This is a genomic window from Actinoplanes sandaracinus (genome assembly GCF_030009775.1).
GTDB classification, from domain to species: domain Bacteria; phylum Actinomycetota; class Actinomycetes; order Mycobacteriales; family Micromonosporaceae; genus Actinoplanes; species Actinoplanes sandaracinus.
The window spans coordinates 191,903-204,753 of the sequence record NZ_JASCTH010000009.1; the positions used below are offsets into that span (position 1 = coordinate 191,903).

General features: G+C 73.0%; 8 protein-coding genes. 7 read left to right on the forward strand and 1 reads right to left on the reverse strand.

Annotated elements, in window-relative coordinates; genetic code table 11:
* The first annotated feature begins 102 nt into the window (after positions 1–102).
* Together QLQ12_RS15945 and QLQ12_RS15950 are read left to right on the forward strand one after the other, a co-directional pair.
* Positions 103–852, forward strand: coding sequence for an ABC transporter ATP-binding protein (locus QLQ12_RS15945; RefSeq protein ID WP_282760693.1), 750 nt, complete (start codon positions 103–105; stop codon positions 850–852).
* On the forward strand, positions 849–3,401 hold the full coding sequence (locus tag QLQ12_RS15950) for an ABC transporter permease (RefSeq protein WP_282760695.1): 2,553 nt from the start codon (positions 849–851) through the stop codon (positions 3,399–3,401). The genes QLQ12_RS15945 and QLQ12_RS15950 overlap by 4 nt, the downstream gene beginning before the upstream one ends.
* Before the next feature lie 403 nt (positions 3,402–3,804).
* Here QLQ12_RS15950 and QLQ12_RS15955 read toward each other — a convergent pair whose 3' ends face one another.
* Entirely contained in the window at positions 3,805–5,037 is a 1,233-nt protein-coding gene (locus QLQ12_RS15955; protein WP_282760697.1) for an EAL and HDOD domain-containing protein, read from the reverse strand.
* Positions 5,038–5,205: 168 nt separating this feature from the next.
* On the opposite strand from QLQ12_RS15955, the gene QLQ12_RS15960 reads away from it, so the two are divergent.
* From QLQ12_RS15960 to QLQ12_RS15980, 5 genes are all read left to right on the forward strand, one after another.
* A complete protein-coding gene (locus QLQ12_RS15960; protein WP_282760698.1) occupies positions 5,206–6,753 on the forward strand; it encodes a long-chain-fatty-acid--CoA ligase in 1,548 nt (515 codons plus the stop codon).
* 145 nt (positions 6,754–6,898) lie between these two features.
* A complete protein-coding gene (locus tag QLQ12_RS15965; protein WP_282760700.1) occupies positions 6,899–8,176 on the forward strand; it encodes a hypothetical protein in 1,278 nt (425 codons plus the stop codon).
* Positions 8,176–9,120, forward strand: a complete 945-nt coding sequence (locus QLQ12_RS15970) for a glutamate ABC transporter substrate-binding protein (protein WP_282760701.1) — start codon at positions 8,176–8,178, stop codon at positions 9,118–9,120. The genes QLQ12_RS15965 and QLQ12_RS15970 overlap by 1 nt, the downstream gene beginning before the upstream one ends.
* Positions 9,117–10,325: a hypothetical protein gene (locus QLQ12_RS15975; RefSeq protein ID WP_282760702.1), complete on the forward strand. Its 1,209-nt coding sequence runs from the start codon at positions 9,117–9,119 to the stop codon at positions 10,323–10,325. The genes QLQ12_RS15970 and QLQ12_RS15975 overlap by 4 nt, the downstream gene beginning before the upstream one ends.
* Entirely contained in the window at positions 10,322–12,682 is a 2,361-nt protein-coding gene (locus QLQ12_RS15980) for a serine/threonine-protein kinase (protein ID WP_282760703.1), read from the forward strand. Before QLQ12_RS15975 ends, QLQ12_RS15980 begins: the two co-directional genes overlap by 4 nt.
* Positions 12,683–12,851 lie beyond the last annotated feature (169 nt).

The following is a 12,851-nucleotide window of genomic DNA, read 5'->3' on the forward strand; positions in this document are numbered from 1 at the left end:
CGCTACCGGCCGGCTGTGACGCCGTCGGTAGTGCTGGATATACCATCAGGTGTCGATCCCGCACGACTGTGCCGGGCGCCTCCGGCCGGTTGGCTGAGCGGCATGACGAATCACGAGACACCAGCGGTCGAGCTGAGGGCGGCGGCCAGGACCTTCGGTTCAGGTGAGCGCTCGGTCACGGCATTGGACAGGGTCGACGCCCGGTTCGAGCCGGGCACCTTCACCGCGGTCATGGGTCCGTCCGGTTCCGGCAAGTCGACGCTGCTGCACTGCGCGGCCGGTCTCGACCGGGTCACCAGCGGCGAGGTGATCATCGACGGCGTGCCGTTGGGCGGGCTGAGCGAGCGTGCCCTGACCCGTCTGCGCCGCTCCCGGGTGGGTTTCGTCTTCCAGTCGTTCAACCTGGTCCCGGCGCTGACCGCGGCACAGAACGTGGCGTTGCCACTGCGCCTGGCCGGGCGCCGACCACAGCGCGGTGAGGTGGCCACGATGCTGGCCGAGGTGGGCCTCGACGGGCGCGAGGGGCATCGGCCACCGGAGCTGTCCGGCGGCCAGCAGCAGCGGGTGGCCATCGCCCGCGCGCTGGTGTCGCGGCCGGCGGTCCTCTTCGCCGACGAGCCGACCGGGGCGCTGGACGCCGCGTCGGGGGCGGGGGTGCTGCGCCTGCTCCGCGCCGCGGTGGACCGGCATCGGCAGACGATCGTGATGGTCACCCACGATCCGGTGGCAGCGGCCACCGCCGACCGGGTGGTGTTCCTGGCCGACGGCCGGGTCGTCGGCGAGCTGCCCGGCATGGTCGGCGCCGAGCGGATCGCCCTGCACACGGCCCGCCTGGAAGCGGTCACCCGATGAGCGCGGCGTGGGCGATGGTCCGGCACCGGTTCGCGAGTTTCGCCGGCACGTTCGTAGCGGTGTTCCTGGGAGTGGCCGTCGTCGCCGGGTCGGCCACCCTCTACCTGAGCTCGCGCCCGCAGGCGCCGGCCCGCTACGACCAGGCGCCGGTGCTGGTGACCCCGCCCGACCCGGGCACCGGCGACGACCGGGACCGGCGGGCGTGGACCGCGGAGGAGGCAGCCGGTCTGGCGGCCCGGCTGGGCGCGGTGCCGGGTGTGGCGGCCGCGGTCCCCGATCCCTGGTTCTACGTGCAGCGGGTCGAGGCGGGCCGGCCGGCCGGCGACCCTCAGGCCGCGCTGGTCGACGGACACGCCTGGTCGTCGGCGGTGCTCGGCGGCTACCGGCTGACCTCGGGACGCGCACCGGCCGCACCCGGCGAGGTGGCACTCGGCGGCACGGCCGCCGGCCCGGCGACACCCGGCGCGGCAGCCCCCGGCAAGACATCGCCCGACAAGACGACGCAGAGCATGACCACGACCGATGATCAGACAGCCGGCGGGACGACGCCCGGCAAGACGGCACCCGGCAAGACGACGCCCAGCAGGACGACGCCCAGCAGGACCACAGCCGATGATCGGGTCTCCAGCGGGGCCACGAGCGGCAAGGCAGCGCCCGGCGGGGCGACGGCAGGCGGGACAGCGACAGCCGGCAAGACAGGGGCGGGGACGACGATCGAGGTTCTGACGTCGGCTGGGCCGGAGACGTGGACGGTCACGGGCACGGTCGACGGTCCCGGGTTCTACCTCGCCGACGAGGAGGCTCGGAAGCGTGCTTCGGGCGTACACGTGATCGGAATGACCGTGACCGGCGACGTGCCGCGAGTGGCCGGTGATGCCCGGACCGTGATCGGCGCCGAGGGGGTGGTCCGCTCCGGAGCGGAGCGGGACGCGCTGGAGCCGGTGAGCGTGACCCGGATCCGCTGGCTTGGCGCGCAGCTGCTGATCGCGCTGGTCATGCTCGGCACGTTCGCCACCGTCTTCGTGGTCGCGTCGACGTGCGCGCTGAGCGCCGCACAGCGACGACGCGAGCTGGGCCTGCTGCGTGCGGTCGGCGCGACGCCCGGTCAGGTACGGCGCCTGATGTATGCCGAGACCACTCTGATCGCCGTGTTCGCCGGGCTGATCGGAGCGCCCGCCGGCGCGGCCGCGGCGCCGCTGCTGGCCGAACCGATGGTCCGTTTCGGTCTGGAGCCGGCCGGTTTCACCGTCACCCGGCAGCCTGTCGCGCTGGCCGGTGCGGTGCTGCTCGGTCTGGTCGTGGCGCTCTTCGGCGTCACCGCGGCGGCACGCCGGGCCAGCCGGATCCCGCCGCTGGACGCGTTGCGCGAGGCCGCCGTCGACCCGCGGCCGATGACTCCGGTGCGCTGGGTGGCCGGGGTGCTCGGCGCGGCCGCGGGTGGCGCGCTGCTCGCCGGGATGTCGTCGTTCCCGCTGGAGTCGCAGGTCACCGTCGGTCTCGGCGCGGCGATGCTGCTGCTCACGGCCGCCGCGTTGCTGTCACCGGTGCTGATCGGGCCGCTGGTTCGGGCGGTGGCCGGGCCGTGGCGGGGCACCGCGACCGGCATGCTGGTGCGCGAGGGCACCCTGACCGGGGTGCGGCGGGTGGCGTCCACCGCCGCTCCGGTGCTGGCGACCGTAGGACTGACGATGCTGCTCGCGGGCATGGTGGCGACCATCGAGGTGGCGGCCGGGTTCGATGAGACCGCGAAGTACCCGGAGGCGAACGTGCTGGTCCCGGACGGCACGCCCGGCCTGTCCACGGCAGCGGTGACGGCTCAGGGCGCCGAACCGGCGCTCACCACCCGGCTGCTGCTCACCCACGGTGATGTGACGACCGGCGGATCCGCGACGGGCGGCGGTGACGGTCTCGTCCTCGACCGGCTCACCGCCGCCCAACTCCAGGCCGAGGCGGGAGACACCGTGACGGTCCGGTTCGTCGACGGGGCGGTGACGGCGCTTCCGGTCAGCCGGATCGGGGACGAGGTCGGCCTGCCCCGGGAACTGGTCCGCCAGCACGATCCGGACGCTCTGACCAGCATTGTCGTGCTGGAAGACCCGGCCGTGCCCGTCATCGGCGCCCGTGCCCTGCCGGTGCACGACTTCGTGATGGAGGAGGTCGAGGAGGAGGGCCGGCTGGTCGACCTGTTCCTGCTCGCGCTGATCGGACTGACCGCCGGCTACACCGCCATCGCCGTCGGCAACACTCTGCTGATGGCCACGGCCGCGCGCCGCACCGAGTTCCGTGCGCTCCGCCTGGCCGGTGCCGGCACCGGCCAGGTGCTGCGGGTCGTCTCCGCCGAGGCTCTGCTCGCGGTGGCCACCGGAGCCGTCCTCGGTGGGCTGGTGGCGGTCGTCTCGCTCGCCGGGGTCCGCGCCGCCGTGGAGAACGAGATCGGCCGGGACATCGCCCTGGTCGTCCCGTGGGGGACGGCGGCCGTGGTGACCGGGGTCTGTGTGGTTCTGGCGGTCCTGTCGACGGCGGTCCCGGTGCTACGCCGGGCGGGCTGAGTCCGGCCGCGAGGACCCCGAGCCAGGCGGAGGTCCAGGGACCGGCCGGAAGCCCAGGACTAGAGGGGAGCCCAGAACCAGCCGAAAGCCCCGACATGCCCGAATATTGGTCGCGATCCAGACCGTTGTGCGTACCTCGCTGGCCCGCCTCTGGCTCGGGCCGGCCGGCGAGGCGGCTGCCGCCGGCCCGGGGCCTGGCCGGGGCACCGGCCACGACAGCACCGGCCGGGCGAGGTGACCTCGCCGACTCACGACACCGCTCGGCGAGGTCACCTCCGCGCGCACCGGAGACTCAGCAGACCCAACGGACCAGCAGTGATCAAACGGACTCAGCCAACGAGCAGAAACCCCACAGGCCCTGCCGCCCGGCCAAGACCCAACAGGGCGGACGGCCGGCGGAGATCTAGCCGGCGCGGCCGACCGGGCCACGGCGCCGGGCGGCGCCCGGGGAGAACCGGTGCGCCGCGGTGAGCGTCCGGGTCGACCACCGCATCGCGTCGAGGGAGAGCCCGGCCAGTTCGCCGCTGCCCCACTCACCGGCCTCGTAGGCGCGGACCGCTGTCAGCAGCGCTCCGAGCCGTCCGGTCCCGGCGGTGAGCGCGTCGGAGACCTCGATGGTGAGCGGTAGTTGCTCGGCCATCGCGGCCGGGGTGGACGCCATCAGTCCGGCCATTCCGGTGACCAGGCCCGCGACGAAGGCGGCCCCCGGGTCAGCGCCGAACCGTGGCGCCAGGTTCTCGCAGAGGCGTGCCTGGGTGAGGGCGGTGAGCAGCTGCTCCTCGGGCGCCTCGGCCACGTCGTCGACGACCATGAGGGTGGCCCAGCGGCGGATCCGGGTGAGGCCGACCAGCATGACCGCCTGCCGGACCGAGGAGATCCGGCTGACGACGCCGGCCGCCACCGAGTTGCTGACCCGCAGCACGCGCAGGGCCAGTGCCGGGTCGCTGACGATGATCGAGGTGACCTTGTCGAGCGGGACGTCGGGTGACATCAGGGCGGCGACGAGTTCGAGGCGGCGCAGCCGGGACGGGGAGAGGCTGGGGGTGCTGAGGACCTGGGGGCGGCTCAGCGCGTACCCCTGGCGCAGTTCCATGCCGAAGTGGTCGGCGATCGCCACCTGATCGGCGGTCTCCAGGCGTTCGGCGACGAGCTCGATGCGCGGATGTTCGCGGCAGGCGGCGACGATCTCGCCGAGCCGGCTCAGGTCGCCGTCGAGCAGGTCGAGCTTGACGTACGAGGCCAGCCCCAGCAGCCGCTCGTGGCCGGAGCCCCAGACGAAGTCGTCGAGGGCGATCTTGTAACCGGCCTCGGCGAGGGCGGTCAGCCCGGCGATCACCTCGTCGTCGACGTCGACCGTCTCCAGCACCTCCAGCACCACCTGTTCGGGCCCGAACGGCAGCGGGAGCTGCCCGGTCACGAACTCGCGGGTGAGGTTGATGAAGCACGGCCGGTTGCCGGCCACCTCGGCGATTCCGAATTCGGTGAACGCGTTCACCATGACGGCGCTGGTGGCGTAGGTGTCCTGCCGCCCCGACGCGATGTCGTCCATACGACCGCGGAACAGCAGTTCGTAAGCCACGACGACGCCGTCAGCGTCGAAGATCGGCTGACGGCCCACGTGTACCGCATCCAACACCGGGATTCCCACGTCGAGGCCATCGGCACGAAATGGCCGGACTTAACCAATTGGCCGGACGAAACAAAGGTGAAACGAAGGGTTTCGGCGTACGGGGTGCCCGTGTTGGGATGAGACGGCAGTCACCACTCACGAGTAGGTACTCACGGGTAAGAAGGGTTCCACCACATGCTCAACCTCTCCGTTCTCCTGGAGGACAGTGCCCGCCACTACCCGGAGCGCGCCGCTGTGGTGCTCGGCTCGCAGCGCCTGACCTACGCGCAGGTGAACGCCGCGGCCAACCAGGTGGCCGGGCTGCTGCGGTCGCGTGGCGTCCAGCCCGGTGACAAGGTCGCGCTCACCTGCCCGAACCTGCCCTACTTCCCGATCGTCTACTACGGCATCCTCAAGGCCGGCGCGGTCGTGGTCCCGCTGAACGTGCTGCTCAAGGGCCGCGAGATCGCGTACCACCTGAAGGATTCGGACGCCAAGGCGTACCTCTGTTTCCAGGGCACTCCCGAGCTGCCCATGGGCACCGAGGGCTTCGCCGGTTTCCAGGAGGTGGACGGCGCCGAGCACTTCTTCCTGATCACCGCCGACCCGGCCGCCGCGTCGCCGATCGAGGGCGCCGAGACGCTGGGTTCGGCGCTGGCCGGGCAGTCGCCGCTGTTCGAGACCGTGCAGCGCGCCGAGACCGACCCGGCCGTGATCCTCTACACCAGCGGCACCACCGGCCAGGCGAAGGGCGCCGAGCTGTCGCACTCGAACCTGGTGCTCAACGCGCTGACCTGCAACCGGCTCTTCGGCAGCCAGCCGGCCACCGACACCCACCTGCTGGTGCTGCCGCTGTTCCACTCGTTCGGCTCGACGGTCAACATGAACGCCGGGTTCGCCACCGCGTCCACGCTGGTGCTGCTCCCCCGCTTCGACGCGGCGGCCGCGGTGCAGCTGCTCCAGTCGGAGAACGTGACGTTCTTCGCGGGCGTGCCGACGATGTACTGGGGCCTGCTCAACGCCTTGGGCGAGGGCGTCGACGTGGACCGGATCGCCCGCAACATGCGGGTCGCGGTCTCTGGCGGTTCCAGCCTTCCGGTGGAGATCATCAAGGCGGTCAAGGAGCGCTTCGGGGTCACCATCCTGGAGGGGTACGGCCTGTCCGAGACGTCTCCGGTGGCGACTTTCAGCGACCCGGACAGCGACCCGCGGCCGGGCTCGATCGGCATCCCGATCTGGGGCGTCGAGGTCAAACTGATCGACGCGGAGTGGAACAGCATCGACAACCCCGACGAGATCGGCGAGATCGCGATCCGTGGGCACAACATCATGCGCGGCTACTACGGGCGCCCGGAGGCGACGGCCGAGGTGATCCGGGACGGCTGGTTCCGCACCGGTGACCTGGCCCGCCGCGACAAGGACGGCTTCTACTACATCGTCGACCGGGCCAAGGACATGATCATCCGGGGTGGCTTCAACGTCTACCCACGGGAGATCGAGGAGGTCCTGCTCACCCACGAGGCGGTGTCCCTGGCCGCGGTGATCGGCGTGCCGCACCCGAGCCACGGCGAGGAGGTCAAGGCGTTCGTGATCCTCAAGCCGGGCGCCTCGGCCACCGAGGACGAGATCGTCGCCTGGAGCAAGGAGCAGATGGCCTCCTACAAGTACCCGCGGATCGTGAGGATCGTCGAGTCGCTGCCCATGACGGCGACCGGCAAGCTGCTCAAACGCGAATTGAGCTGACCTGTGCCGAGACGGGGCGCCCGGCGGATTCCGCCGGGCGCCCCGCGGTTCGGAGACTCGCCTCCATCCCGGTCCCCCCGAGCGATGATCACTTGCGCTCATGACGCACAGTGGACGTGCGATCCCTCAGCGAGAGGCCACCAGAGTGACAGCAGTTCAGGCGCCACCCCGCGCGGCGTTGGCACGCCTCGCCGGGCTGCGGCACACCTCGCCCGGCCGCCTTCAACTGCTGCTCGTCACGGTCCTCGCGCTCGCCGCCCTCACCGGGCTGGTCACCGGGCTGGCCGCGCGGTCCGCCGCCACCGGCACCGCCGATCTGGGCGACCGCGCCCAGCCGCTGCTGGCCGAGGCGGAGACCGTCCACGCCGCCCTCGCCGACGCCGACACCACCGCCGCGCAGGCCTTCATCACCGGCGGTCTGGAGCCGCCCGAGCTGACCCGGCGCTATGACGAGAAGATGGCCGCCGCGGCCACCGCCCTCACCGGGGCCGCCCGCCGCACGCGAGACGACGGCCGGGCCGCCGACGCGATCCGTGCGATCTCCACCGGTCTCGGCGACTACACCGCGCTGATCGCCACCGCCCGCGCCCTCAACCGGCAGGGCAAGCCGGTCGGCGCCGCCTACCTGTCCACCGCCTCGCAGCTCAACCGGGAGACCCTGCAGCCGCAGGCGCAGGCCCTGTTCCGGGAGGCGCGACGCGACGCGGGCGCCGGTTACGACAGCGCCCGCAGCACCTGGTGGCTGATGCTGCTGCTGGTGCTGACGGTGGCGCTGTCCGTCGTGCTGGTCTGGACGCAGATCCACCTGAGCCGCAGCACCCGCCGCACCTTCAACGTGCCGCTGCTGGCCGCCTCCGCCCTCACCGTGCTGCTGATGCTCGGCTGCGCGGTGGTGTTCGCGCACCAGCAGACCCGCCTGGACAGCGCCGACCGGGACGGCTCCGGGCCGGTGGAGACGCTCGCCGACAAGCGGATCACGGTGTTGCGGGAGCGGGCCGACGAGGCGCTCACGCTGGCCGCCCGGACCGGGCACGGCGAGCTCGAGGTGGAGTTCACGAAGCTCGCGGGGCAGATCACCTTCGACGATGCGGAGCTCGGCGACGTCCGCTCGCTGATGGACGAGGCGAAGACCCGGCACGAGGCGTACGTGGCCGCCCACCAGCGGATCCGCGCCCTCGACGACGGCGGCGACTACGAGGGCGCGGTCCGTCTGGCGGTCAGCGACGAGACGACGAAGGCGTTCGAGGCGCTCACCGCCACCCTGGACGCCGCTCTGAACGACCGGCGGGCCGTCTTCGACGCCGAGATCGGGGCGGCCGGCCGCGGCCTGGGCACGCTCACCGTGCTGGGCCCGCTGCTCGCCCTGGCGATCTGCGTGTTCGCGACGATCGGCCTGCGGGCCCGGCTGGAGGAGTACCGCTGATGCGTGCCGTCCTCACCGCCGCCACGGCCGCCCTGCTGCTGGCCGGGCTGACCGCGTGCACCGGCGACCCGGTCCCCGAGCCGGCCGCCACGCCGTCGGTCGCCGCGCCCGCGGCCACCACGGCGGCTCCGGCCTCCCCACCGGCCTGCGACGCGCGTACCAGCTGGCGCCCGTCGAGAGGCCTGGAGATTCCCGCCACGGGCCGGTTGCGAGAGATCAGCGACCGCGGCCGGCTGATCCTCGGCACCAGCCAGGACACCCTGCTGTTCGCCTCCCGCGATCCGTTCACCGGCCGGATCGAGGGCTTCGACGTCGACATGGGCCGCCAGATCGCGAAGGCGATCTTCGGTGACGAGAACCGGCTGGAGGTGCGGGTCGTCCCCCGGGCGAAGCGCATCGAGGCGGTCACCAGCGGGCAGGTCGACCTGGTCATCAACACCATGACGACCAACTGCACCCGCTGGGAGCAGGTCGACTTCTCCACCGTCTACTTCGAGGCCGGGCAGCGGGTGCTGGTCGGCAAGGACTCGGCCGTCGAGAGGATCGAGGACCTGGGCGGCCGGACGGTGTGCGCCGCCGAGGGGTCCACCTCGCTGGGGAACATCGGCAAGGTCGCCGTCGACCCCAAGCCGGTCGCGGTGGGCCGGGCCGACTTCGGCGCGTGCCTGGTCGCGTTCCAGCGGGGCGAGGTGGAGGCGATCTCCACCGACGACACCATCCTCGCCGGGCTGGCCGCGCAGGACCCGTACGCCAAGGTGGTCGGCGTCCCCTTCACCGAGGAGCCGTACGCCATCGCGATCGACAAGAAAAACCGCGACCTCACCGAGTTCGTCAACGCCGTCCTGGAGAGGATGCGCGCCGACGGCACCTGGAAGGCCGTGCACGACCGCTGGCTGGGCGCCTCCGGCCCGGCCCCGCAGCCTCCCGCGGCACGGTACCGATGACGGCCACGCTGCTCGCCGCCGACACCGAGCTGGCCCGGCTGGAGAAGGCGGTCGCCGCCGTCTCCGCCAACCTGGTCGAACTCGACCAGAACCCGGACCGGCAGGAGCTGGGCCAGGCCCGGCTCAGCGGGCGGACAGCGGCGGCCTGGGCCGAGGCGAGCGAGGCCCTGACCCGTCTCTGGCAGGGGCACCGCCTGCTCGGCGACGTGATCGCCCGGGCCCGGGCGCTGCGCGGCCAGCGGCGGATGAGCGACACCGACCGGGCCGCCTACACGCACGAGGTGCTGGGCCCCTCGATCACCCTGTCGACCGCCACCGTGCCGCTCGCCCAGCGCGGGCTGCTCGGCTCCGGCCAGGTCAGCACCACCTGCACACCGGCCGAGTTGCTCGCCGCGATGGAGGCGTCGTTCAACACCGCGGTCGCCGTCGTGACCGGCGCGGCCGAGGCGTGGCGCCGGGGCATGCCGGCCGCCGCCGAGGTCGCCGACTCGCTGCTGAGGGTGCGTGATCTCACCCGGCACGCCGGGGCGGGTGGGCTGGCCGCGGAGGCGGACCGCCTGCTCGGTGAGGCCGATCGGCTGCTCGGCGACCTCACCGGCACCCTCGCGGCCGACCCGCTGGGCGCCGACCTGTCCGGCCTGGACCGGGCGCGGGCGCTGATCGCGCGGGCGGACGCGGAGCGCACCTCCGCGGCGGAGCTGCAGGCCTCGCTGGCGTCTCGGCTGCGGGCCGCGCGCACCGTCGCCGCCGAGCTGGACACCGCGCAGCGCGCCGCCGACGCCTCCCGCGACGCCGTGGCCGGGCGGTTCCCCGACCACCAGATCATCACGGTACGAGGAAGCGATCCGCGCCCGGAGCTCGCGGCGATCGACGCGCTCGCCGCCGCGGGCCACTGGGCGTTGATCAGCCCGCGCCTGTCGGCCTGGAACCGGCAGGCCCGGGAGCGGCTGGCCACGCTGCGGGCGGCGCAGTCGCGCAACGCCGGGCTGCTGGCCGAGCGCAACGAGCTGCGTGGCCGGCTCGACGCCTTCCGGGCCAAGGCGCTCAGTCGTGGGCTCGGCGAGGATCCCCGGCTCGGCCCGCTCGCCGAGACCGCCCGGGACGCCCTCTTCCAGGCGCCCTGTGACCTGGCGGCGGCACGTGCCGCCGTCGACGCGTACCAGGACGCGCTCTCCGCCACCATCGCCGCCCGGGAGGCCCGATGACCAGCTGCCAGCGCACCAACTGCCCCGGCGCGATCGAGGACGGGTACTGCGACACGTGCGGGCTCGCGCCCGTCGCCGCCCCCGTCGCGGTCGCCGCCCCCGCTCCGGTTCCGGTCGCGGTCGCGGCGTCCGGCATGTGCGTCCGCCCGGGGTGCGGGGGCACGATCGAGGACGGGTACTGCGACGAGTGCGGGCTCGCCCCGGCCGCCACCGGCACACCGGCCGTCGCGGCGCCGCGGTCGGGCACCGCCGCCTCCACCGGCACACCGGCTGTCGCGGCGCAGCGTTCGGGCACCGCCGCCTCCACCCGAGGCAGCAGCGCGTTCTCCAGCCGTACCCGGGGAAGTGGCCGCACCGCGGGCAGCTCGCGAACCGGATCGGTCCGCCGCTTCGGCGGTGGCCTGGTGGACATCGCGCCGATCCGCACCGCGGACCCGGCGACCGCGGTGATGGCCGTGGCCGAGGTGCCCGAGTCCAAGCGGTACTGCGCGAAGTGCGGCAAGGCCGTCGGCCGGGCCCGTGGTGACCGGCCGGCGCGCTCGTCCGGCTTCTGCCCGCACTGTGGCGAGGAATTCAACTTCACCCCCAAGCTGAGCAAGGGCGACCTGGTCGCCGGCCAGTACGAGGTGGTCGGCGCGCTCGCCCACGGCGGCCTGGGCTGGGTCTATCTGGCCGTCGACAAGAACGTCTCGGACCGCTGGGTGGTGCTCAAGGGCCTGCTGAACTCCGGCGATGAGGACGCGCTGGCGGCCGCGGTGGCGGAGCGGCGGTTCCTGGCCGAGGTCGAGCACCCGAACATCGTCAAGATCTACAACTTCGTGGAGCTCGACGGCGCCGGCTACATCGTCATGGAATATGTCGGCGGCAAGTCGCTGAAGGACATCCTGAAGGACCGCCGCGCCAACGGGACGGCCGAGCCGCTGCCGGTGGAGCAGGCCCTCGCCTACGTGCTGGAGATCATGCCGGCCTTCGGCTATCTGCACGACCGTGGCCTGATCTTCTGCGACTTCAAGCCGGACAACGTGATCCAGTCCGGTGACCAGATGCGGCTGATCGACCTGGGCGGCGTCGTGCACGTCGACGACCAGGAGGCGGCGATCTACGGCACCGTCGGTTACCAGGCCCCGGAGATGGCGACCCACGGGCCGTCACCGCAGTCCGACCTCTACACGATCGGCCGCACGCTGGCGGTGCTCACCACCGACTTCCGGGGCTACCAGTCCACGTTCGCCGACAGCCTGCCGGACCGCGACGAGTTCGAGGTGTACCGGCGGCACGAGTCGTTCTACCGGCTGCTGGTGCGGGCCACCCGTACCGACCGGGACGAGCGGTTCGCCGACGCGGCCGAGATGGCCGAGCAGATGCTGGGCGTGCTGCGACAGGTGCTCGCCACCGACGGGACGCCTCGGCCGGCGGTCTCCCGCTGGTTCACCGGTGAGCTGCGCACCGACCTGCGCGACGACCGGGCCCGCTGGCAGGACCTGCCGACCCCGCTGGTGGACCTGACCGACCCGGCGGCCGGTGTCATCGCCTCGATCACCGCCGCCGACCCCAGGACGGTGCTGGCCCAGCTGGCGTCGGCGCCGCCGGACTCCGCCGAGGTCGGGCTCCGGCAGATGCGGGCCCACATCGACCTGGGTGACGCCGACGCCGCGGCCGAGGTCCGCGACTCGCTGGAGGACGACTGGCGGGTCGACTGGTACGACGGCCTGCTCGCGCTCTCCACCGGCGACCACGCGCGGGCCCGGCAGCGGTTCGACGCCGTCTGGTCGGCGCTGCCCGGTGAACTCGCGCCCCAGCTCGCTCTCGGGATCACCGCCGAGCTGGCCGGCGATCCGGCGAAGGCGTGCGGCTACTACGACGTGGTCAGCCGCACCGACCCGGCCTACACGACGGCCGCGGCCGGGCTGGCCCGGTGCCGCCTGGAGTCCGGCGACCGGGCCGGCGCGGTCGAGGCCTACAGCCGGGTGCCGGGCACGTCGTCGGCCTATCCCAGTTCGCAGATCGGCGCGATCCGGGCGCTGGTCCGGTCGCACCGGGCGGCGACGGTGGACGTGGACTCGCTGGCCACCGCGGCCGGCCTGATCGCCCGCCTCGAGGTGGAGGCGGCTCAGCTCGCCACCCTCCGCGCCGAGCTGCTGGAACAGGTGCTGCGGACCCTCGGCGGGGGTGTTGCGATCACCGGCGACGTGCTGTCCACGGTGATCGGCGGGCCGCCGGCCGGGTCGCAGCCGGAACGAGACGTGCGGTTCGCGCTGGAGTCGGCGTACCGGGAGATGGCCCGGGCGACGCAGGGCGCGGAGAAGATCCGCCTGGTTGATCTGGCGAACGCGGTACGCCCGCGGACGCGTACGTGAGAAGGGCGGAATCCCCCCGATGACCCTGACGACCGACTGCGTCTCGTGCGCGGACGAACTCGCCGCCGGCGCTACCTTCTGCGAGTCGTGCGGGCGTAGGCTCGCCGAACCGCCGCCGGAGGAGAAAACGGTCGAACCCGCGGACCCGAAGCGGAAGAACTGCTCACGG